Raw genomic sequence first — 23,364 nt, forward strand, 5'->3', positions numbered from 1 at the left:
ACATGCGCTAATGGTGTAGCAACAACCTTCACTGAAGTTTATTGTTAACGAATACAACATTCTTTGCTCATGCCCGTAGAAAGGTAGATGGAAATTATCAAAAATTCATAATGGACAAAACGGCCTACTTTTCATGTGGCTTGTTCAATGCCTCATTCTTTCTGGAGTTGTTTTATCCGCCCACGCACTACCCTCCCGTCTGTGACATGAAACGCATCACTTTCGTGCGCGCAGAGCTAAACTCATGGCGCTCAGGCTTAGCAGCGATGCCTTGGTGGATGGCCGCCTTCAACTCTGCATCGCAGGCACCTTGGCGCAGCATCTGTCCCAGCGGCACTTGATTTTCTTGGCCCAGACACAAGTGCAAAGTGCCATCTACCGTCAGACGGACGCGGTTGCAGGTTTCGCAAAAGTGACGTGACATCGGTGTGATCACGCCTAAAGCGGGGCGGTTCTCACCGGCTGACCAGTAGCGTGCGGGGCCACCGTTGCCAAAATCCAGTGCGGGCACAAGGCCAAAGCGCTGCGCGATGGCCTCACCCATGTCGCTCAAATTAGCAGCCACAAACTGCTGGCCGCTACTGCCCATGGGCATGGTTTCAATCAAACGTAAGATAAAGCCGCTGGCCAACGAGTAGGCCAACAGGCGCGACAAGTCCGACTCATCGGCACTTTGGTCAACCACGCAGTTGAGCTTGATCGGCGCAAAACCCACGCGGCGCGCTTCGTTCAAGCCTTCTAGCACTTTGGAGAGGCAGTTGCGGCCGGTGATTTCGCAAAAGCGTTGCTCATCCAAGGTATCCAAACTGACGTTCAATCGATCTACGCCTGCGGCTTTGAGACTGACGGCATGGCGCGCTAGCATGGTGGCGTTGGTGGAAAGCGATAAATCCTTCACGCCCGACAGTGCGCGGATTTGACCTGCCAAATCGGCCACGCCTTTGCGGGTGAGCGGCTCGCCACCGGTCAAGCGAATTTTGTTCACGCCCAAATCCACAAAAACACCCACCAGTCGCGCCATCTCGGTGTGGCTGAGCCAATTGATTGGCTCTTCAAAGTCTTTGAAGTCTTTAGGCATACAGTAGTTGCAACGCAGGTCGCAGCGGTCTGTGATCGAGACACGCAGGTAGCTGATGCGGCGGTTAAAGCTGTCGATCAGCGCAGGGGATGAATGGTCTGTCATGCACAACCTCCTTGGCCGTTGCCACCGCCGCCGCAGGTGCACCCTGCGTGGGAGGGTTGATGAAAGTGTTCATGTTGGTGCGCCTCTTGGTGCGCTTGCAAAGCATCGGTTTGCGCTTGCTGCAAGCTGGCCATCAGCGCTTCATGCGCGTGCTTATGTTCGTGGGCATGGGCGTGTTCATGTTCGTGCTGACCATGCGCAAAGCCCGCGCCCATGATGTTCTCGCCTTCGGCCATTCCGGCCAAATCAATGCCTTCGATCTGTGCCCGCGAGACCAGCACTTTGAGATATTGGCGCCAAGCCGTGTCCCGCGCCATGGCGGTGAGCACTTGTTCAATCTCAGCACGGGCCATTTCAAACGGCAGTTGGCGCCCTGCTTCGGCGTGCGTAACGCGCACGATGTGCATGCCGTGGCGGCTGTGGATCAGGTTGGGATGCACCGTGCCCGCGGTCACTTGGAACAGCACGCGCTCAAACTCCGGAACGGAATCGCCTCGGCTCAATTGCCCCAAGCTGCCGCCCACTTTGGCCGATGGGCAATTAGAGTAGGTTTGAGCCAGCTCGCCAAAGCGCTCTGGCGCGGCCAGTGCCTCTTGCAACACGGCTTCGGCCTTGCTGCGCAGCGCCTCCAAATCCACTTGCGGAGTGACTTGGAAGAGAATGTGATCGGCCTCCACACACGCGCCCACGGTAAAGCGCAGCAGATTGGCTTGGTAAAAGCGCTGGCAGGCGGCCTCATCGGGGGCATTGCTGGCTGCTTGGCTCTCCAGCAGCGCGCCAATAGCTTGCTCTTCATCGTCTGCGGGCAGACCTAAGCGCTTGGCCTCATCCAGCATGACGATGCGCAAAATGCGTGCGGTCACAGCTGCGTGCAGCGGGTTGTCGCTGTCTTGGTGCAACGCCAACTCTTCCTCGACTTCGGCATCATTCAATTCGGTTCCGTTCACGACGATTGGCATAAGGCTCTTTCGTTTACTTTATTTGTTTTACTAGGTGGGCTGATCGTGGGGTGAAGGTTGGCGATGGCGCCACCTGCCCACCGTCAGTCCTTACTGCCGTGGACGCACCAGTTGCCATGCGCGGCCTACGTAGGTGACCGAAGCAAAGCCACTCCAGATGTGCACCAAGCGGGTGAAGGGGAAAATCACAAACAAGCTCATACCCATGAACATATGGGCTTTGAAGAGGAAAGGTGCATCGGTGATGAGTTCAGCCGCTTGCATGCCGCGCAAAGTCACGATGTGCTGCGCCCAACCCATCAGCTTGAGCATCATGTGGCCATCCAAATGGCTGGACGACACCCAAATGGTCGACAGGCCCAAGCTCAAGGTGATGATCAGCCAAGCTAGCACCAAAAAATCGCTTTTGCGCGAGTTGTGGCGGATGCGCGGATCCGAGAGGCGGCGGTGAATCAAAATCGCCAAGCCCACAAAGCACAGTGCGCCCATCACGCCGCCAGCGGCCATCGCGAAGATTTGCTTTTGAGTATGGGTGATGCCCAGCGTATCCCACACGATGACCGGGGTGAGCAGGCCCACCAAGTGGCCAAAAAAGATACCCAACACGCCAACGTGAAAAAGAATATTGCCCAGCCGCAATTGGCCGGCGCGCAGCATTTGGGAGCTGTCGCTCTTCCAGCCGTATTGCTCGCGCTCAAAGCGCGCCAAGCTGCCGAAGAAAAACACCGCCAAGGCGATGTAGGGATAAATCCCAAAGAGAAAGGTGTGAATGGCATTCATGGTGATCTCCAATCGATCGGGGCCAAAAAGGGGTGCCGCTGAACCGCGTTGGGGCGAGGCCTCCCCCAAGATCGCCCCGTCGCTTTCATGCGCCCTCTTGCAGGCAGCGGCAAAAATCGTTTCGTAGCGATAAGGTTTAAGCCGTGGGGCGGCTGCGGTAGAACTGCAGCGGTTGCGCCGCACCTGCGGCCATTGCGGGGCGCAGCAGAGGTTCCACGCCATCGGCGCCGGGGCCAAAGGTTTCCATGGCCTCGTCCATATCGCGCACGGGCGGCTCTTCCTGCTCGCGCGGCTCCACCGTGGCCATGCCGCGCAACACGGCAAACACGCTGCTGTAGGCACTTTCACTGCGCGCCAAGCGCGCGCCAATGGCGGCCAGCACATGGATGGCGTCGTTGAGCAGATCCAAAGCCTGATCCGCTGGCAGGATGGAGAGGAACTCCAAAAACAGCGGCACATGGTCGGGTAGCTCGCTGTCGACCGGCTCAAAGCCTTGGGCTTGGTAAGTTTGCAGCAAATCCACCATGGCTTGGCCGCGGTCACGGCTCTCGCCATGCACATGCTCAAACAAGTGCAGCGAGTGCTTGGGCGTGCGGTCAAACACGGCCACATAGTCTTCTTGCAGCTCAATCAAATCGGTGCTGGCCAAACGGTCGAGCAGCGGCTCTAAAAAATCCTGCGCCGCAGGCTGCTGGGCCAGCGCTTGGCGGATTTCGGGAATGGCTTGCTGCAAATCCCTTTGCGGGTAGCTGAGCAAGGCGGACAAAATGCGGTAAATCATCGTGGCGACTCCTGATCTGGTGTGGCGTATGCAGCCTTAGAACACGCTGCTGTCGGCTTTTTTGCCGCGCGACTTGGGCATGTCCACAAAGATCACGCTGCCCTGGGGCTTTTTGCCAAACAAGGAGTGATCGGATGCGCCGCCCGAGCAACCATTGCCAAAGGTGAAGCCGCAGCTGCCTTTGTCGTTGAAGCTGTCTTCCACCTGCTCTTTGTGGCTGGTGGGGATGACAAAGCGGTCTTCGTAATTGGCAATGGCCAAGGTTTGGTACATGTCTTCCACCGTTGCGGCATCGAGGCCAACGGCTTCGAGCAGCGCCAAGTCTTGCTCGCCATACACGGTCTCGCCGCGTTTGTAGGCGCGCATGGCCAAGAGGCGCTCCAGTGCATGCAGCACCGGCACTTCATTGCCTGCGGTGAGCAAGTTGGCCAAGTAGCGCACTGGAATGCGCAGGCTGGCCACATCGGGGATGATGCTTTTTTGGCCCACGGTGCGGTGCGGCATGCGGCCTGTCTCGGCGGCCGATTGGATCGGCGAGAGCGGTGGGATGTACCAGACCATCGGCAGCGTGCGGTACTCAGGGTGCAACGGGAAGGCGACCTTCCACTCCACCGCCATTTTGTAGACCGGCGACTTGCGAGCGGACTCCAACCATGCCTCTGGAATGCCTTGGCGGCGTGCCTCGGCAATCACCTCGGGGTCATGCGGATCCAAGAACACATCGAGCTGCGCTTGGTACAGATCGCCCTCATCGGCCACAGCGGCTGCGGCTTCGATCTTGTCTGCATCGTACAAAAGCACGCCCAGATAGCGGATGCGGCCCACACAGGTTTCCGAGCACACGGTGGGTTGGCCCGCCTCAATGCGGGGGTAGCAGAACAGGCACTTCTCGGCCTTGCCGCTGCTCCAGTTGTAGTAGATTTTTTTGTACGGGCAGCCCGAGATGCACATGCGCCAGCCACGGCATTTGTCTTGGTCCACCAGCACAATGCCATCGTCTTCGCGCTTGTAGATTGAGCCGGAGGGGCAGCTGGCCACGCAAGCGGGGTTCAAGCAGTGCTCGCACAGGCGTGGCAAGTACATCATGAAGGTGTTTTCAAAGGTCGAATACATCTCCTTTTGCACGCCTTCAAACAGCGCATCTTTGCTGCGCGAGGCAAATTCGCCGCCCAAATCGTCTTCCCAGTTCGGGCCCCATTCGACCTTGTCCATCTTCTGGCCGGTCAAGACCGAGACGGGCCGTGCGGTGGGCGGAGTTTTGGAGAGCGGCGCCATGCGCAGATGCTCGTAGTCGTAGGTGAACGGCTCGTAGTAATCGTCAATCTGCGGCAGGTTGGGGTTGGCAAAAATGTTCGCCAAAATTTTCAGCTTGCCACCTTGGCGCGGCACCAGTTTGCCGGCTGATGAGCGCGCCCAGCCGCCCTTCCACTTGTGCTGGTTCTCCCATTCTTTCGGGTAGCCGATGCCGGGCTTGGTCTCAACGTTGTTGAACCAGGCGTACTCCACGCCATCGCGGCTGGTCCAAACGTTTTTGCAGGTGACCGAGCAAGTGTGGCAGCCAATGCATTTGTCCAAATTCAGGACCATGCCGATTTGTGCACGGATTTTCATAGTGGGTTGCTCCGTTCTCTATTTGTTCAGCGCGGCAGCTTGCGCGGCCAGGCGGTCTTGCTCAGCATCGTGGGCGGCTTGGTCGAGCGGGCCTTCCAGCCAATCGACCTTCTTCATCTTGCGCAGCACCACAAATTCATCGCGGTTGCTGCCCACCGTGCCGTAGTAGTTAAAGCCCCAGGCCAGTTGCGCGTAGCCACCAATCATGTGGGTGGGCTTGAGCACCGTGCGGGTGACCGAGTTGTGGATGCCGCCGCGTTTGCCGCTGACTTCTGCGCCCGGTGTGTGCACGATTTTTTCTTGCGCATGCGGCATCAAGCACATGCCTTGCGGAATGCGTTGGCTGACGATGGCGCGCGCTGTCAGCGTGCCGTTGACGTTGAAGACCTCGATCCAATCGTTGTCGACCAAACCGGCCTTCTTCGCATCCACTTCCGAGATCCACACGTGCGGGCCACCCCGTGAGAGCGCCAGCATGCGCAGGTTGTCGGAATAGGTGCTGTGGATGCCCCACTTCTGGTGCGGGGTGAGGAAGTTCAGCGCCAGCTCCACCTCGCCATTGCCGTGTTTGCCCAGCATGGGCGCGACGGTTTTGGTGTCAATGGCGGGTTTGTAGACGCAGAAGCCCTCGCCAAAATCCAGCATCCATTGGTGGTCTTGGTAGAACTGCTGGCGGCCGGTGATGGTGCGCCAAGGGATCAGCTCATGCACATTGGTGTAGCAGGCGTTGTAGCTGACTTCTTCGCTCTCCAGGCCCGACCAAGTCGGTGCCGAGATGATCTTGCGCGGCTGCGCTTGGATATCGCGAAAGCGAATCTTGTCGTGCTCACGCCCCAAGGCCAAATGCGTGTGGTCGCGCCCGGTGATCTTGCCCAGCGCCTCCCATGCTTTGACGGAGACATGGCCATTAGTCTCAGGTGCAAAGTTCAGAATCATCTCAGCGGCATCAATGGCGCTGTCCAAACGGGGGCGGCCTTTGCTCACACCTTCTTCGGTCACCAGCTTGCTGATGTGGCCCATTTCATGCACTTCGCCCTTGGTATCCCAATTGATGCCTTTGCCGCCATTGCCCAGCTTGTCCAGCAGCGGGCCCACGGAGGTGAACTTCTTGTAGATATCGGCGTAGTTGCGCTCCACCACCGTCATGTTCGGTGCGGTTTTGCCGGGGATCAGCTCGCACTCGCCCTTCTTCCAGTCTTTGGGCTCAAAGGCTTGGCCCAATTCACCGGGGGTGTCGTGCAGCAGCGGGGTCAGCACAATGTCTTTGCGGGTGCCGAGGAATGGCCCGCCAATTTCGCTCAAACGCTTGGCAATGAGTTTGTAGATTTCCCAATCGGTCTTGCTCTCCCACAGCGGGTTGACCGCCTCTGAGAGGGGATGAATGAAGGGGTGCATGTCGGACGTGTTCATATCGTCCTTCTCGTACCAAGTAGCCGTTGGCAGCACGATGTCGCCATACAAGCAGGTGGTGCTCATGCGGAAATCTAGCACCGTGATCAAGTCCAGCTTGCCTTCACCGGCCTGATCGCGCCACTGCACTTCGCTGGGGTGAATGCTGTCTTGGTCACTGCCGAGCACCGCGTTTTGCGTGCCCAAGAAGTACTTCAAGAAATACTCATGCCCTTTACCGCTGGAGCCCAGAATGTTCGAGCGCCACACAAACATATTGCGCGGGAAGTTGGCGGGGTTCTCAGGGTCATCACAGCTCATGCTCAGCTTGCCGCTGCGCAATTGTTCGGCCGCGTATTCGGCGGGGTTGATGCCCAGCGCATCGGCCTGAGCCGCCACATGCAGCGGGTTGGTTTGCAGCTGCGGCAGCGAAGGCAGCCAGCCCATGCGCTCAGAGCGGGCGTTCAAGTCGATCATGCTCAGGCCGTCGTAGCGGCTGGCATCGGCCGTTGGCGAGAGGATTTCGCCCACGCTCAGCTTTTCATAACGGTATTGGCCGCTGTGCGCGTAGAAGAACGAGGTGCCGTTCATCTGGCGTGGTGGGCGGCTCCAATCCAGGCCAAAGGCCAGTGGTGCCCAACCAAATTGCGGGCGCAGCTTTTCTTGGCCCACATAGTGCGACCAGCCGCCGCCACTTTGGCCAATACAGCCGCACATCATCAGCATGTTGATGATGCCGCGGTAGGTCATGTCCATGTGGTACCAGTGGTTCAGCGCCGCGCCCACGATCACCATGGATTTGCCGTGTGTGTCGTGCGCATTTTGCGCAAACTCACGCGCCACTTGCACCACCAAATGCGGTGGCACGGTTGTGTGCTTTTCTTGCCATGCGGGGGTGTAAGGCACATCTTCTTCATAGCTGGCCGCCACATTGCCGCCGCCAAAGCCGCGGTCAATGCCGTAGTTGGCCATTTGCAAGTCGTACACGGTGGCCACCAAGGCCTCGCTGCCATCGGCCAAGCGCAGGCATTTGACTGGCACATTGCGCACCAGCACATCGCCTTGCTCACCGCCAAAGTACGGGAAGGCTACGCCGGTGACGCCATCGTGGGCATCGGCCAAAGAAAGCAATGCATCCACTTCACGGCCGGTGCCAGCATCGCGGGCTTCCAAATTCCAGCGCCCTACTTTGGCGCCATCGTCCACTTTGCCTTCGCCCCAACGCAGGCCAATCGTGCCATTGGGCACCACCAGCTCGCCGGTGGTTTGGTCGATCAGCAGTGTCTTCCAATCGGGGTTGTTTTGCTGGCCCAAAGCGCCATCCAAATGCGAGGCACGCAAGAACGCGCCGGGCACATGGTGGCCATCGCGCGCATCGAGCATCACCAGCATGGGCATGTCGGTCAGGCGCTTGCAGTAATCGACAAAGTAGTCAGAAGGGTTCTCTAAATGGAACTCCTTCAAAATCACATGGCCCATGGCCATCGCCAGCGCGGCATCGGTGCCTTGCTTGGGCGCCAGCCAAATATCGCCAAACTTGACCATCTCACCAAAATCGCTGGAAACCGCCACGGTCTTGGTGCCCTTGTAGCGCACCTCGGTGTAGAAGTGGGCATCAGGCGTGCGGGTTTGCGGCACGTTAGAGCCCCACACCATCAAGTAGGTGGAGTTGTACCAATCGGCCGATTCGGGCACATCGGTTTGCTCGCCCCACACCTGTGGGCTGGCCGGTGGCAAATCGCAGTACCAGTCGTAAAAGCTCAGGCAGCCACCGCCAATCAAACTCAAATAACGCGCGCCCGCCGCATAGCTGACCATCGACATTGCCGGAATCGGCGAGAAGCCGACGACGCGGTCTGGCCCAAACTGATCAATCGTAAAAGCATTGGCCGCCGCAATCATCTCGGTAGCGGTATCCCAATCGGCGCGCACAAAGCCGCCCAAGCCGCGCACGGATTTGTAGCGCAGTGCTTTCTCTGGGTCTTGGCTGATGGACTTCCAAGCGGCAATCGGGTCCATCGTTTGGCGCGCCTCTTGCCACATCTTCATCAAGCGCCCGCGCACCATTGGGTACTTGATGCGCTGGGCGGAATAAACGTACCAGCTGTACGAGGCGCCGCGTGGGCAGCCGCGTGGCTCGTGGTTGGGCAAATCCGCGCGGGTGCGTGGGTAATCGGTTTGCTGGGTCTCCCAAGTGATCAAACCGTTTTTGACATAAATCTTCCACGAGCAAGAGCCCGTGCAATTGACCCCGTGGGTAGAGCGCACGATCTTGTCATGGCTCCAGCGCGAGCGGTAGGCGTGCTCCCAGCTGCGGTCTTCATTGACAACCGCGCCATGCCCGTCCGAGTAGGTGCTTTGCACCTTGGACATGAACTTCAGTCGGTCTAAAAAGTGGCTCATTGTGATTTCTCCGTGGGTCACCGCAAAAGCAACTGCGGCGTAAGGGACAGCATCAAAACCGTCCCTGTGGACGACTCGAACGTCGTGACCACACTGTAGAAATTCACACGCCCCCGCGCTATTGGTCAGAGGCAGGGGTTGGGGGAGTCAGAGTGACTAGATAGTTTGGAGTGGGGGGCAAGGTTTGAGGCTTGCATCAAGGGCCCTTTGTTGGCGAGGATGTCTGATTTGGTGTTTTGTAACGGCTCGCCTCAAAGGTGGTGATAATGTCAAACGATTGTGGTGGCGTAAGCGCTTGTCGCTTGTATAAGTTGCAGACCGCGCTGCTCGCTCGCCTTTTTTATGGTTCTGCAAGATGCTTGTACATCCCTCTTACATTTGAAGTGATGTGCACATTGCAGTTTTATCCGACTATCCGCAATCAGCGGGATGTCGTCTATTTAGAGTTAGATGTCACAGGAGAGATCGGTGAAGCCCGCTTTGTTCATTGCTTCTTCAAGCGAATCACTCGACCTTGCGTCCGCGATGCAAGAAAGCTTAGAGCACGTCGCTGAGGTAACTGTGTGGAGTCAAGACGTCTTTAAGCTCTCCAGATACAACATCGAGTCCCTTCTTGAAGCGCTGGAGTCTTCAGACTTCGGTGTATTTATGTTTACGCCGCAAGATGTTGTTAACATTCGCGGAGTAGAGAAACTTGCGGTACGCGACAACGTCGTTTTTGAGCTAGGTTTATTCATTGGCAAGCTTGGGCGCGAGCGTTGTTTCATCGCCATCCCTCGCGGCAGCGAGGAGAACATTCACCTTCCATCTGATCTGCTTGGCATTACACCCGCTTTGTACGAGTCGAATCGTCAAGACAAGAATCTTGTTGCAGCGCTTGGGCCAGCCGCTACCAAGATTGCACGTCAAATAAAGAACTTGGCAAAAAAGCCAAGCGTTAGCGACCCGGACTCAGACAACACGCCGGATCTCACCGAAGGTGACATAAAAGCACTTCTCCAGTCATGGATGGGCAGCCGTCCAGCGACGCTCAACACTGAAGTTATCCGTTTCGCAGACACAGACAGAGAACTCAAGCTTCCGCCGGGCTCGACGAAAAAGTACATCATTGAGATCGCTCGCCGCTGGGACTACGTGCCTTCGCAGCAGGGCGAACAAACTATTCTCTTCGTCGACGCGCCAGGAAAGAACTGGTGACATCTAACTCAGCAAGGTAGGGTGGGTAACCAGTTGCCCACCCTACGCACCGCCTGCTTGTGATGGATGATGCTATGATTCATTCAAGTATCTATTCACTCATCCATTCACTTCGGTGCAAAATTACCCCACCCTCATTCGCCAACAACTGCGTTCAAGCCCTGCCAATGCCGCGCAACTGATTGATGTGATTGGCATTAGCCAACCCACGCTGTCACGTGCTTTGCAGCAAATGGGCGACGAGGTGTTGCGTTTTGGTGCTGCGCGATCTATTCACTATGCGCTGCGCGATGCGGCGCGGGGTGTGCCCGATGTTGCGGTGTACCGCGTGGATCCGCAGGGGTGCGTGGCACTGCTGGGGCATTTGATGGCGGTAATGCCTGAGGGCTTTGTGATGCGGCAAGCCGATGGCCGCAGCCTGCACAGCGATGGCTTGCCGTGGTGGTTGCTGGATATGCGCCCGCAAGGCTATTTGGGCCGTGCTTGGGCGCAGCGCCATGCCCAGGCACTGCAGTTGCCACCGCGTATTGCGCAGTGGAGCGATCGCCAAACCTTGCAGGCGCTGCTGATGCTGGGGGCCGATCACCCCGGCAACTTGCTGTTGGGCGAGCAAGCGCGCCAGCAGTTTTTAGCGCAACGCCTGCCGCCCGCCATTGCGCTAGAGGGCAAAACCACAGCGTATGCCGCGTTGGCGCAAGCGGCCAGCGCGGGTGAGTTGCCGGGCTCTTCCGCTGGGGGGGAGCAGCCCAAGTTCACCGCCTACGCGTGGGTGCACACAGCGCTGAGCGACCGCGCAGAGAGGGGCGAAGTCAGCGCCCAGCATGTGCTGGTGAAGTTCACCGAGCGCGATGGCGGCGCGGTGGCCGAACGCTGGCGCGATGTGCTGTTGTGCGAGCACTTGGCGCTGCAAACCTTGGCCGAGAGCGGCGTGGCTGCTGCGCAAAGCCAGTGGTTGCACACGCCTGAACAAGCATTTTTAGAGGTGCAGCGCTTTGACCGCACCCCCAGTGAAGGCCGCCACGGATTGATCTCTCTGGCTGCGTTGGATGCGGAGTTTGTCGGCAACATCACTTTGGGTTGGCCCGGCGTCTGCCAAGCCTTGGCCAAAAGCAAAACCATCACGCCGCAAGCGGCCAGTACGGCGACTTTGCTGTGGGCCTTTGGCAGCTTGATTGGCAACACAGATATGCACGGCGGCAACCTCTCTTTTTTGACCGACCAAGGCCGCCCCTACGAGCTCGCTCCAGCTTACGACATGTCGCCCATGGCCTTCGCGCCCCGCAGCGGCGGTGGCCTGCCCGATGCCCTGCCCGCCCTGCAACTGCGTGCCGACATTCCCCACGTGCACTGGCACCAAGCTTTGGCGCTGGCGCAAAGCTTCGTCGCCAAGTTGTACACGACAAGCACATGGAGCCCACGCTTTTCGCCGTGCCTGCAGGCGTTAACAGAACATGTGAAACAAGCCGAGCAGCAGATTCGCAAGTTGGCTTGAAAAATGCAGCGCGTGGCGCAAGCGAGATCGGGGTCAGCAAGGTAAGGAGGGTAACAAGTTACCTACCCTACGCACTTAAGCCGCAAGTGCCATCGCGGGTAATGCGTTGCACGGCGCCTACTCGACCTAGGCTTGAAGCCGATGTTTTTTTTGCACAAGTTGTCCGTCGTCACACGCACGGGCGCTGCGTTCGTTGGAGCGCGCGCTCAGATCGGGCGCCAAAGCCTCGCGGCCGTCAAACACAAAACACTCGCCACTGTAATGCGCGCCGCCTTCTTGCTCGAAGTATTTGAGAATGCCGCCGTCGAGCTGCAAAACATTCGTCAGGCCCATGTCGTGCATCAAGATGGCCGCCTTCTCGCAGCGTATGCCGCCCGTGCAAAAGCTCACCACGGTTTTGCCTTCTAGCTCGCTCTTGTGCGCTTGAACCGCGTCGGGAAACTCGGTGAACTTGCTGATGCGCCAGTCGATGGCGTTATCAAAGCTGCCGTAATCTGCCTCAAATGCATTGCGCGTATCAAGCATCACCACCGGCTTGCCTGCATCGTCGTGGCCTTGGTCGAGCCAGCGGCGCAGCGTAGGCGCATCAACCGCCGGCGCGCGCCCGGCGACTGGGCGAATGGTGGGGTGGTTCATGCGGATGATTTCGTTTTTGAGCTTGACGATCAAGCGGCGAAACGGTTGGATGTGTGACCAGCTCTCTTTGGCCTCGAGCGCGGCAAAGCGATCATCGGCGCGCAGCGCATCCAGAAAGTCGCGCAGTGGTTGGGGCGCGCCCGCCAAAAACATATTGATGCCCTCGGGCGCCAGCAAGATGGAGCCACGCAGGCCAGCGGCCTCGGCACGCTCGCGCAGCAAGGGTTGCAGGTTTTCACGGTCGTCTATTTGTGTGAATAGGTACGACGCAATATTGAGCACAGCAGGTGTTGTCATAGCCCGTAATGTTAAATCGTAAACACATTTTTAGCACGTGCTCAAAGGCTTGAAAGCTCAAATCTCCGCAGCAACAACCACGCTTGCAACACTCTGGCGTGGTTGATCGCAGAATCACGCGCGGCGTAGATCAGGCTCACGGGCCCGGCTTGCAGGTAGGGCTGCAACTCCAGCAGGTCAGCTTGATCACCTTCTAACTCTTGGCGGTATTCCTCGCTGAAGGCGGCAAAGCGCTCGGCGCGGTGGTCAAACCACTTGCGCAATTCGGAGCTGGGGGCAATGTCTTTGCACCATAGGTTCAAATGCGCTTGGGCTTTGCTCAGCCCACGGGGCTAAAGCCGATCGACCAAGATGCGCGCGCCATCGCTGGCGCTGGCGACCTCGTAGGCACGCTTGATGGTGATGGGGTGAATGCCGTGATGAACCGGGTGTGGCATGGTCAGCGCCCTCCTTTGCGATCCGATTGTGGCACCCCGTTGCTGGGTTTGCCGAGCGCACGAGGACAAACTGCGGCATTGGTGCCTCGCCATCGGTGTTGATGTTGTTGACGAAGGCGGCGCCACCCCTTCACCGCCTCAGCCCATCAATAAGGGTTGGCAAAGATCAGCAAGGATACGGCGCATTGCGGCGGGCGTAGTACCACCAGGTAATCACCATGCAAGACAGGTAAAAGGCGATAAAGCAGTACAGCGCGGCGTTGACGCTGCCGGTGGCATCCAAAGAGGTGCCGAAGCTGCGCGGGATGAAGAAGCCGCCGTACGCGCCGATGGCGCCGGCAAAGCCCAGCACGGCGGCCGATTCGCGTGTGGCTTGTGCTTGGGCCTGTTTGAGTGCGGCTTCGCCCTTGCCTTGTGCAGCATCGGTACGTTGTTGCAGGAAGATCAGTGGGATCATGCGAAAGGTCGAGGCATTGCCCACGCCGCTAAAAGCAAACAACGCGATGAAGGAGTACAACACGCCGTTAAAGCTTCCGGCGCTGCCTTGGCCTGGCAGAAATTGCAGCAGCGCAATTACGCCGGCCACCATGCCAACGAACACCCAGTTCGTCACGCGGGCGCCGCCCAGTTTGTCAGACAGCCAACCGCCGCCTGCGCGGGTCAGCGAGCCAACCAAGGGGCCAATGAAGGCGTAGTGCATGGCATTGACCTCGGGGAACAAAATCTTGATCAACAAAGCAAAACCTGCCGAGAAGCCAATGAAGGAGCCGAACGTGCCCACATACAACCAGCACATCAGCCAGTTGTGTGCGCGCTTGAAGATCACGGCCTGATCGACGAAAGAGGCTTTGGCATCGGCAATGTCGTTCATGCCAAACCATGCGGCCACGGCAGTGACCACAATCGGCAGCACCCAGATGAAGCCTGCGTTTTGCAGCCAAATAGTTTGCCCAGTGGTTGGTGAGGTTTGGCCCTCACCGCCGAGCGCGCCAAACAGGCCCACGCCAATGACCAAGGGCACCACAAACTGCACCAGCGATACGCCGAGGTTGCCGATACCGGCATTCAAGCCGGTGGCCATGCCTTTTTTGTTTTTGGGAAAAAAGTAGCTGATGTTGGCCATGCTGGAGCTGAAGTTGCCCCCGCCCAAACCGCACAGTAGCGCCAGCACCAACAAGGTTGGGTAGCTGGTGGCAGGATCTCGCAACGCCACGCCCATGCCGATGGCGGGGATCAGCAACGAGGCGGTAGAGATGGCGGTAAAGCGCCGCCCACCAAACACCGGCACCAAGAAGGAATAGAACACACGCAGCGTGGCGCCAGAGAGCGCAGGCATGGCGGTCAGCCACAGCAGTTGGTTTTTGGAGAAGTGAAAACCGGCGGCGTCAAGGTTGACGACGACCACGCTCCACAGCATCCAAATGGCAAAGGACAGCGTCAGCGCGGGGATGGAAATCCACAAATTGCGGTTGGCCACGTGGTGGCCCGATTCCTGCCAGAAACGCTCGTTTTCAGGCTCCCAACGGGTGAGGACGGAGGACATAAGAAGCTCTCTTATCAAACAAAATGAACAAACGCGGGGCGCGATGGGCACGGCGGGACGGCAGCGCCCACCCTGCCCCTCAATGCGCAGGCGCTGCGCCTTGAGGCAAAGCAGCAGGTGCGGGTTGGCGGAAACTAAAGTGCATGCAAATCAGTGAGATACACACCGCGCCATACAGCAACATGAAGCAACTGCTGCGCACGCCGGTGATATCGAGCAGCACGCCAAACAAGATCGGCAACAAGAAGCCGCCCATGCCCCCGGCCAAGCCAACGATGCCGGAGACGGCGCCAATGTTGTCCGGGAACTCATTGGCAATGAACTTGAAGACCGAGGCTTTGCCAACGGCCATCGCAATCCCGACGATGAACAGCAGCGCGGTAAAGGCCCAGGCGTTAAGCCCCAGTGAAAACTGCAGTGGCCCTTGCACGCCTTGCACCGTGAACGCCGTGGGCGGATAGCTGAGCAAGAAAAAGCACACCCAGCACACCCACATCACCCACCAAGTGGTTTTGAAAGCGCCATAGCGGTCAGAGATCCATCCGCCCACTGCGCGCAGCACGCCGCCAGGCAGCGAGAAGCACGCAGCCAGCAACGCAGCTAACTCCATGCTAAAGCCGTACTCGCCGATGTAGTACTTGGTCATCCACAGCGCCAAGGCCACGTAGCCACCAAACACCACCGAGTAGTACTGGCAGTAGCGCAACACGCGCCGATCTTTGAGCAGCGCGAGTTGATCCACAAAGCGCGTTTCGCTGTGCACCAGATGTTCAGGTCGACTGGCTGAAAAAAACCAAAACACAATGGCGGTGGCGAGCAACACCACAGCATAAACCTTGGGCACAATCACCCAAGAGCCCCCCGCAGCTGCCATCAAGGTTGGAGCAATGAACTTGGTCAGCGCTGAGCCAGAATTGCCTGCGCCAAACACGCCCATGGCCAAGCCCTTGCGCTCATTTGAGAACCAGCGAGCTACATAAGGCGTACCCACGGAGAATGAGCCGCCCACCAGCCCCAGACACAAACCCAGCACCAAAAACTGCCAATACTGCGTGGCATAAGCGAGCAACCACACCGGCACGACCGAGAGCAATAGCAGCGCAAAGAACACCTGCTGGCCGCCGAAGCGATCCGTCCAAATACCCAGCGGCACGCGAATCAGGGAGCCAGACAGCACTGGCATGGCCGCCAGCAGGCCAAACTGGGTTTCAGATAAACCCAACTGGTTTTTGATTGGAATGCCGATAACGGCAAACACCATCCACACCATAAAGCAGACGGTAAAAGCCACGGTGCTGGCAGCCAGCACTCGCGTGGCAGTAGCAGCAGAAGGGTTGTTTTTTTCATGCGTAACGGGCATACAGCGACCTCGGTTTGTAATGCCCTGTCAGGGTAGGCCTCAAGCCTGTTGCCGCCTATTGCCCGGAAGCACAACGCCGCTGCAGCAAAGTGTCTAGTCACTGCTCAAGTTAGCGCTCTATTTAGTGGCTATGAAACCCTAACTGATGCGGCATGCTGGGTTCTGCTGTTAGCTCTTGCTGGTGCATGTCTGCATACCTTCTTATAAAAGCAGTCACGACCACGCTGAAATTTGCCCCATTGATGATGAAAACGCTGCTGCGCTGAGTAACTAGCCAGTCTGGGCAATAGCTACCGCGGCAGGATTCCTGCACCATCGTGCATTGGCGGGCCGCATGTGCTGCGGCTCTGTATTGCATCTTAAGTGCACACCATGATCACCATCACGTACTTCGGAAACCTCAAACAACTGCTCCCCAGCGGAGAGGAGCAACTCGCCTGGACTGGAGGTACCAGCGACGAACTACTGGCGCAATTAAGAGCCCGCAACCCTGACTGGGAACAAGCTTTGGCACCAGAGCGTATCTTCAAAATGGCCATCAACCAGCAACTGCTGCACCACTCTGTCGCTATTAAATCAGGCGATCATGTGGCCATTCTTCCTCCCGTCACTGGCGGCTGAGGCACAAACGTTAAGTGCCAAACTTAGACTACTTACAGCTTGGTTTTGGAAGGCAAGCCTGCACACGTTTGATGCAAAGCTTTGACTAAATCGGATTGAGTGAGCATGCCAACAACCCTGCCCTCGCCATCAACAATAGGCATGTGACGGTGGTTGTGTGCCGTGAAAATCGGAATGGCATCAACCAAAGGCTGGTCTTGCTGTGCCGTTTGCACGTTTTTGCTCATGATATCGCCCACGGTTTTCGGATTACGACCACGTATGCCACGGCGCAGCAAACTACGCAGACGCCATGCAACACCTTCATGCGCATCCAGATCAATCTGCTTCATGAAGTCGGCTGTGGTGACTATGCCAACTAAACGTTGTTGCCCATCCAATACCGGTAGTGCCTTGATTCGAAAGCCCCGCATCACGCCCCAAGCCTTGTGCAGCGGCATGGTTTCTGGCACTAGATGCGGCTCAGTAGTCATCACATCAGCACAGCTCCATTCACCTAAGGTACGTTGGTACGCGTTGGCTTCGGCTTGGCGCAATATATCGGCCAGATCATCGGCATTCATGTCCACCACTTGGTTATAGCGTAGCAAAGCCGCATCCAAGTCCGCTTGCGAAAACCGCGATGACAAGGCTGGCTGGGGCGCTGCAGCGCCAAGGGCATGTGGCCAAGGCCTGCCACTGAGGTTGTTATACACCAGCCCAGACAATACCAGCAGGAGTGAGTCGACAAAAACCGGCGTCAACGCATAGGCGAACTGGTCAACACCAGCGAGCACCATCAATAAAGCCGAGGCACCGCCGGGCGGGTGCAGGCAACGCAATGCGAACATCAGGGCAATAGCGCCTGCGACTGCCATGGCGGCAGCGATCATGGGATCAGGCAACCAGCGTAGGCACGCAATACCGACCAAGGCCGAAAGCGTATTGCCCCCAATGACGGACCAGGGCTGCGCCAATGGACTACTGGGCACGGCAAACACCAATACAGCACTGGCCCCCAAAGGCGCAATCAGCCATGCCATGCGCACCCCCCCCATGCCCAACAGGTCGTGGCTGAAGTGGTAGGCCCCCATTCCTGCAATAAAAATACCAAAGAAGGCACCAATGCAGATGCGCCACTTTTCGCGTGCATCCACACGTTGGGTCTGAGGCCAAAAAGCTTTAATAAATGCCGCCCATGTGGCGCTGCGGCTTGTTGCGCTGATCATACGTACGGTCTCACTTCCCAATCCACCTTTGCCAAGTTAGGCCTTTACCAACTCACAAAAAACATTGCCTTGGCCAAGAACACAATCACCACAACATGGGCAAAAACGTTGTAATGCAAACGCCTAGAGCGTTGCCCATTCAGGCGGCCATGCAGTCGCCACCACATGGCTGTGGCGATATGGGTTAGCACACTTAGTGCCAACGTGATTTTACAAACCAGCAAAATGCTAAAACTGCTGGCCAATGGCTGTGCCAATGCATCGCGATAGGACCACGCCAATGTCAAACCGGTGCCAAAGAGCAAACCAATCACCCAAGGCATCACACGCACACTGCGGTTGGCCAAGGCGCTCTCAAGCATTGTCATCTGAGGTTTGGAAAGCTGTTTGTGCAGCCCCTCAATCAAAACCACCTCGACAAAAACTGTTCCCACAAAAGCGATCGCCGCAAACAAGTGCAACACCAAGACCCAGTTGTAATGCATCATGACGCCCCTTTTTGTGGTGGTGTCGCAGGCTTGTGCGACACACGTTCGAGGCGCACATTAAGGGCCACTGGCGTGCCACCCGGCGCATCAGCTCGCGGACGTATCAGCCAAGGTGCAAAACGCCATAAGTACGTGCCAAAAGCCAGCGCCCATGCAATGGCAGCTGCTTGCAACGCCCATTCGCTCAATGGCCAGCCGGTCAACGCCCACAAACGCAGCCCGCCGGCTGCGATCACTAAGCTGTAGGTCAACACCATTGACCGATCAGTGCGCAATGGCCGGCCCAAATGCCCCAGCGCTGTGCGGGTGACCATGCCGATGATCATTACGGAAAAGCCGAGCACACCAATCACATGCAATGGCCAAGCAGCTGTTGGCACCCAATCAATTGCATGCGCGGCTGAAACCAAAAGACCAAGCCCAAGTGCCGCATAACCGACATACAAGACCCACAGTAGTGGTATGTGCCATACCCGCCATGGTTGCCAGCAACAGGTTTGCCAACAAGCCAGCCCGCCCACTATGGCTAAGGCTGCGGCGCTCACCATGTGCTGACCTAACCACGTGGCAACGATTGCAATAGCACCTGCAGCAATTTGAAAGTGACCAGAAAGCTCCAGCACAGGAAGCTGCAAATTCGCAACCGCTCGACTGGCAAAAAATGGAATAACACGGCGACCGATGAGGACTGCAATCAGGGCCATGCACCACATGCCTGCATGGATGTTGCGGCTCCACACCTCGTAATCAAGCTGCCATACAGCCAGCAGGTAGGCCGCATCTGTGGCAGCAAGCACCAACATCAGGCCAATCACGGCGTAATTGCGCTGACTGCGGGTTTTCACAATGGTGCTCCCAATCGCCCATGCGGCAGAGCAAAAAAACAGGCATTCACTGAGTGCAGCAAACACAAATGCAAACGCACCAGGCAGCACAAAACCGACTCGGGCAATACACCAGAGCCCTGTCAAACAGATCAGCCATCGCCCTTGTGCCGGGTTGATTCCCGTCCAATTCGCCGCAGCTGTGAGCAAAAAACCCACCGCAATGCTGCCAACAAAACCCCAGATCATTTCGTGTGCATGCCAGACCACGCCGGGCATCCATCCGACTAAGAGTTCAGGGACAAACACCCAGGCCAATACAGAACCCATTGACCACAGGCATGCGAGCAAGTACAAGGGTCGAAAGCCCATAGACCAGAAGGCCTGCCACTGCGGCGCAGCTTGGCGCGGCGGTGCCGGCTCTTGAATGTGCAACAACTCGGTCATGCGTTTCCTAAGCTGGTAGAAGCAACACGCGGCAGCTCAGTAGCTAATGATTGATCATCCGCGTTGTGTTGCTTGCGTTCCGTACGCTGCATTTGCCAGCCCATCCACAGGCTTTGAGCCATACGCTCAGCCATGGCCAGCGCTTGTGTGGCCATGGCTTGATTGGTTTGCTGCGCACAAACTTGCGCAAAAATAGCAAGCCACTGTGAAAACAAAGTGGCACTCAACCCTTTGAGTTCCGCATGCTTGGTCATGGGCGAGCCAGTGAAACGCCCAGTGCGCAGCAACACGCTGGACCAGAACTGGTGCAGCAGATGCAAATGGGCATCCCAGTCTTGAACGTTCGCCTCAAAAATGGGCCCCAAATGGGTATCAGCACGCACGCGGGCATAAAATTGCTCAACCAGCTGTTGAATTTCTGCTTCGGTGCACAGTGCTGGGGGTATCGACATAGCTTACTCCAAAGAGTTTTTGGTATGCGCGTCCCATGCAGTTAGGCCATACAGTCTGCATGGGGCGCACCGACATCAATACAGCTCTTGGTGAATACGACCTTGCGCTTGCAATGACGGCCAAAGAACTGCAGGCGTCTTGTCGGTTTCATCCAGCACGGTCTGGTCTGATGGACCCTGGCTGAGCACTGACACATAAAGCGCATTCAAGGCCCCTGCCACGGCTTTTTCTAAGTGCGTTTTATTGCCACACACATAAATGTGGGCACCACTATCAACCAGTGCTCTGAGCTGTTCACCATGCTCGGCAATGGCATGCTGCACATAGTATTTCGAATCGCCATCGCGCGAGAAAGCAGTAATCAGACATTCCAGTGCCGCAGAGGCTTGCAGCGCCTGCAGTTCTTCACGGTACAGAAAATCATGGTTACTGCGCTTTTCGCCAAAAACCAAGCACACTCTTCTGTGTTGGCCTTTGGCTTGCATTTCACGCAAAAGCCCAATCAAGGGCGCAATCCCTGTGCCAGTTCCAATCAAAATCAGCGGCGCTTGCACATCTTGCGGCAGATGAAAACCTGGATTGCTGCGGCAATACACCTGGATCGGCTCTGTCGCGTTGAGCAACCAGTGCGTGGCCATGCCATTGCGCTGCCGATCCCGGTGTGAGTGGCGAATTTCGCGAATGCACAAGTCCAGATAATCCGATGCACCGGGCGAAGCAATTGAGTAGGCGCGTGGCAGCCGTGGTGAAAGCCATTGCAGCAAGTCGTCCAGATGGATTTGACCTGGCGTGGCGAAGTCTTCCAATATGTCCAGAATATCAGCACCAAAAAGGTAGGCATCTAACTCTTTGCGCTTGCTGAATTTGAGCAATTCCTTAAGCGTGACATGCCCGGTTTTGCCGGCAATCTCTCGCAATACAGTTTTGCTGATAAGCCGCAACTCTTTTGTTTGCAAGGCATGGATCGCTTCAGCGTCACCAAGCCAACAAGCGATTGCCGCAAGCAATTGGGGCTCGTTCTTGGCAAGAACATGCAAAGTGTCGCCAGCCCGCCACGCCATGCCGCTGCCACGAACGTCCAGACGAATATGGTGCGCCGCACATTCAGACTCACAGCCATCAGGTGCTGGCAGGCTCAAGCATTTGCGCTCAAGCACTGGCGCTGCAAAGGCGTTATCTTCCCCATATGCGGTCACACGCAGCATTAACTGCGCACCTGCCTCAAGCTGGCCCTGCCATACCTGCATCAAACCCGCTTGCCATTGGGTAAAGAAATCGGCGTAATCGGTATCGGCGTCAACCCGTGGAATCAAGGCCTGAGCACCGCGCTCTTGCAAAGCCGCATCCAGCTGTTTGGTAAAGCCACAAAAATTCGGGTAACCAGTATCACCCAGACCAAACAGTACATACCGCAGCCCATGCAAAGCGTCGGACTGCTGCACTCGTGCTAAAAACTGCTCTGCATTGGCTGGTGGCTCGCCATCCCCGAATGAACTGGATACGATGACCAGTAGATCTTCCTTGTCCATCTGAGACAGTGACAAGGCATTCAACTCATGCACAGGACCGGTGGCATCCTTCCAAAGCGGATTGCACGCCAAACTGTACGCCAATGCCTGAGCATTGCCTGACTCTGATCCAAAGCCAATCACTAAGCGTCGAGCAATAGCAGGCATCGACTTTCTCCCCAGTCAACAGGCTGTTTAGTTGGCGTAATAATCGTCGAATTGCTCTTTAGAAAATTCGACTGCTTCAAAGTTTTCCATCAAGTCGTTGATGACGCGGCGAATACTGATATATGCGTTGATGTTGCCTGCTTCATCACGCAGTGGTTGCACTGTGGTATCGACCACATATACCCCTCCACCTTTCCCCACGTTCGGCACAATTCCTGTCCAAATATTCCCTGCTTTAATGGTGTCCCACATATCTTTGTAGACAGCCTTGGGAACTGACGGGTGTCGAACAATGCTGTGAGGCTGCCCAATCAATTCTTCGCGGGCATAGCCTGTGAGCTTGCAAAACAAATCATTAGCGTAAGTGATATTGCCTTGAAGATCAGTAGTGGAAATCACAGCCACGTTTTCAAGTGCGCCCAACAGTAACTCATTGCTGATCGATGTGCTCATAGCTATTCCTTTAAAAGTGTTTGAACATTTGTGGATGCATGCTCACGTACTGATTCAATGACCTATACATCCATAAGGTTTATTCTATATGCATCTTTAAGATAAATTCAAGAATTTCTGAAATTTAAAAAATAAAATAGTATGAATCAGTTGGAGAGAGATCCTGTTTAGGATCTACACACAGCCGCGCAAGACTCTAAAGAGCGCATGGCCCTTCAGGTTGGAGTCCAAAGGCGTGCTGCTGTATTGAAAATTCTTTCCGGGCAGGTAGTCAGACTATGTTTTTGCCACGCATCGCACCTTTTGGACTCCAACGTTGTCTGCATGGAGCATGCCTAAACACGTTCTAAGAAGATTGCCTAATATGTATTTCGTTGTGACGACTATGCGAAAAACTACACTGCGAGCCTACGATGCGACTAACCCTAAAAACTGACTATGCTTTGCGAACCCTTTTGTATCTGGCAAAACAACCAGAGAAACTGGCTTCAATTGGCGAGATCGCCAAACATTACGATATCTCTGAAAACCACCTAATCAAGGTGGTCCATGAACTTGGTCGCAAAGGCTTTATTGAAACCATTCGAGGCAAAGGCGGCGGGATTCGGTTTGCGGCAACCACTAAGGAAGTTCGACTTGGCGACATCGTGCGAGCGTTTGAAGATGACTTCGCGTTAGTCGATTGCTTCAAAGATCCAGCCCCAGAACGGCCATGTCGCCTCACCGGAAATTGCGGCTTACAAGGAATTCTGAGTAATGCTTTGCAGGCATTTTTTCTGCACTTAGATCAATATAAATTTAAAGATTTATTGGATCAAGGCTCTAATGGAGCGATAGGCTTACCCATCAAAATTGTCTAATGAGATGTAGATGGCACTTGTGTAACAAGTGGCATCTACAAAGCACCTATGAGACACAGAGTGCGGTTGTCGCAAGGTCTTTGAATCGACCAGTATTCTCTAAACCATTTTCAACCTGTAGTTCGCCAGTGCTCAACGTTCATCCTAGCACGCATTATTACGGTGATAACAGCCGAATGGCGCAAGGCGCTGCAAAACAGACCTTCAGTTTCCTCTTCTGAACTTTCGCTCCTGGCCGATAGGCGACATTCAACAAAATGTGACTA

20 protein-coding genes are annotated in these 23,364 nt (G+C 56.4%); 4 read left to right on the forward strand and 16 right to left on the reverse strand.

What is annotated here, in order from left to right; translation table 11 throughout:
- Positions 1–187 precede the first annotated feature (187 nt).
- From moaA to E9531_RS14585, 6 genes are all read right to left on the reverse strand, one after another.
- Complete coding sequence (gene moaA, locus E9531_RS14560) at positions 188–1,183, reverse strand: GTP 3',8-cyclase MoaA (protein WP_136574499.1); 996 nt, start codon at positions 1,181–1,183, stop codon at positions 188–190.
- Positions 1,180–2,142, reverse strand: a complete 963-nt coding sequence (locus tag E9531_RS14565; protein ID WP_136574500.1) for a peptidylprolyl isomerase — start codon at positions 2,140–2,142, stop codon at positions 1,180–1,182. The genes moaA and E9531_RS14565 overlap by 4 nt, the downstream gene beginning before the upstream one ends.
- Before the next feature lie 90 nt (positions 2,143–2,232).
- Entirely contained in the window at positions 2,233–2,922 is a 690-nt protein-coding gene (narI, locus tag E9531_RS14570) for a respiratory nitrate reductase subunit gamma (protein ID WP_136574501.1), read from the reverse strand.
- A 136-nt stretch (positions 2,923–3,058) separates the two neighbouring features.
- Positions 3,059–3,703: a nitrate reductase molybdenum cofactor assembly chaperone gene (gene narJ, locus E9531_RS14575; RefSeq protein ID WP_136574502.1), complete on the reverse strand. Its 645-nt coding sequence runs from the start codon at positions 3,701–3,703 to the stop codon at positions 3,059–3,061.
- A 36-nt stretch (positions 3,704–3,739) separates the two neighbouring features.
- On the reverse strand, positions 3,740–5,314 hold the full coding sequence (gene narH / locus E9531_RS14580) for a nitrate reductase subunit beta (protein WP_136574503.1): 1,575 nt from the start codon (positions 5,312–5,314) through the stop codon (positions 3,740–3,742).
- A gap of 18 nt (positions 5,315–5,332) precedes the next feature.
- On the reverse strand, positions 5,333–9,106 hold the full coding sequence (locus E9531_RS14585; RefSeq protein WP_136574504.1) for a nitrate reductase subunit alpha: 3,774 nt from the start codon (positions 9,104–9,106) through the stop codon (positions 5,333–5,335).
- 468 nt (positions 9,107–9,574) lie between these two features.
- Between E9531_RS14585 and E9531_RS14590 the strand changes: the two genes are divergently transcribed.
- Both E9531_RS14590 and yjjJ read left to right on the forward strand, forming a co-directional pair.
- Entirely contained in the window at positions 9,575–10,303 is a 729-nt protein-coding gene (locus E9531_RS14590; RefSeq protein WP_158291802.1) for a TIR domain-containing protein, read from the forward strand.
- A gap of 115 nt (positions 10,304–10,418) precedes the next feature.
- On the forward strand, positions 10,419–11,795 hold the full coding sequence (gene yjjJ / locus E9531_RS14595; RefSeq protein ID WP_136574506.1) for a type II toxin-antitoxin system HipA family toxin YjjJ: 1,377 nt from the start codon (positions 10,419–10,421) through the stop codon (positions 11,793–11,795).
- Between the two features lie 126 nt (positions 11,796–11,921).
- Here yjjJ and E9531_RS14600 read toward each other — a convergent pair whose 3' ends face one another.
- The 4 genes from E9531_RS14600 to E9531_RS14615 form a co-directional block, all read right to left on the reverse strand.
- Entirely contained in the window at positions 11,922–12,728 is an 807-nt protein-coding gene (locus E9531_RS14600; RefSeq protein ID WP_136574507.1) for a sulfurtransferase, read from the reverse strand.
- Positions 12,729–12,769: 41 nt separating this feature from the next.
- On the reverse strand, positions 12,770–13,051 hold the full coding sequence (locus E9531_RS14605) for a DUF488 domain-containing protein (RefSeq protein ID WP_280177199.1): 282 nt from the start codon (positions 13,049–13,051) through the stop codon (positions 12,770–12,772).
- Positions 13,052–13,331: 280 nt separating this feature from the next.
- Positions 13,332–14,708, reverse strand: a complete 1,377-nt coding sequence (locus E9531_RS14610; RefSeq protein WP_136574508.1) for a NarK family nitrate/nitrite MFS transporter — start codon at positions 14,706–14,708, stop codon at positions 13,332–13,334.
- A 79-nt stretch (positions 14,709–14,787) separates the two neighbouring features.
- Positions 14,788–16,068, reverse strand: coding sequence for an MFS transporter (locus tag E9531_RS14615; protein WP_136574509.1), 1,281 nt, complete (start codon positions 16,066–16,068; stop codon positions 14,788–14,790).
- Positions 16,069–16,440: 372 nt separating this feature from the next.
- Here E9531_RS14615 and E9531_RS14620 point away from each other — a divergent pair, with 372 nt between their 5' ends.
- Positions 16,441–16,689 carry a MoaD/ThiS family protein gene (locus E9531_RS14620; RefSeq protein WP_136574510.1) on the forward strand — a complete coding sequence of 83 codons (249 nt, stop codon included), beginning with the start codon at positions 16,441–16,443 and terminating at the stop codon, positions 16,687–16,689.
- Between the two features lie 32 nt (positions 16,690–16,721).
- On the opposite strand, the gene E9531_RS14625 is transcribed toward E9531_RS14620, so the two are convergent.
- The 6 genes from E9531_RS14625 to E9531_RS14650 form a co-directional block, all read right to left on the reverse strand.
- A complete protein-coding gene (locus E9531_RS14625; RefSeq protein WP_136574511.1) occupies positions 16,722–17,897 on the reverse strand; it encodes an HPP family protein in 1,176 nt (391 codons plus the stop codon).
- Between the two features lie 44 nt (positions 17,898–17,941).
- The gene (locus E9531_RS14630; RefSeq protein WP_425293597.1) at positions 17,942–18,385 is read right to left on the reverse strand and encodes a CopD family copper resistance protein; all 444 of its coding nucleotides are present in this window, start codon (positions 18,383–18,385) and stop codon (positions 17,942–17,944) included.
- Positions 18,382–19,656 (reverse strand): NnrS family protein, encoded by a 1,275-nt coding sequence (locus E9531_RS14635; RefSeq protein WP_136574512.1) that lies wholly within the window; start codon positions 19,654–19,656, stop codon positions 18,382–18,384. The genes E9531_RS14630 and E9531_RS14635 overlap by 4 nt, the downstream gene beginning before the upstream one ends.
- A complete protein-coding gene (locus E9531_RS14640; protein WP_136574513.1) occupies positions 19,653–20,108 on the reverse strand; it encodes a group III truncated hemoglobin in 456 nt (151 codons plus the stop codon). The genes E9531_RS14635 and E9531_RS14640 overlap by 4 nt, the downstream gene beginning before the upstream one ends.
- A 75-nt stretch (positions 20,109–20,183) precedes the next feature.
- Entirely contained in the window at positions 20,184–21,785 is a 1,602-nt protein-coding gene (locus E9531_RS14645; RefSeq protein ID WP_136574514.1) for a flavodoxin domain-containing protein, read from the reverse strand.
- Between the two features lie 27 nt (positions 21,786–21,812).
- Positions 21,813–22,238 (reverse strand): PAS domain-containing protein, encoded by a 426-nt coding sequence (locus E9531_RS14650; RefSeq protein WP_136574515.1) that lies wholly within the window; start codon positions 22,236–22,238, stop codon positions 21,813–21,815.
- A 413-nt stretch (positions 22,239–22,651) separates the two neighbouring features.
- Between E9531_RS14650 and E9531_RS14655 the strand changes: the two genes are divergently transcribed.
- Positions 22,652–23,098, forward strand: a complete 447-nt coding sequence (locus E9531_RS14655; RefSeq protein WP_136574516.1) for an RrF2 family transcriptional regulator — start codon at positions 22,652–22,654, stop codon at positions 23,096–23,098.
- Positions 23,099–23,364 lie beyond the last annotated feature (266 nt).

Source organism: Lampropedia puyangensis (assembly GCF_004833285.1).
In the GTDB taxonomy this organism is placed as follows: domain Bacteria; phylum Pseudomonadota; class Gammaproteobacteria; order Burkholderiales; family Burkholderiaceae_C; genus Lampropedia; species Lampropedia puyangensis.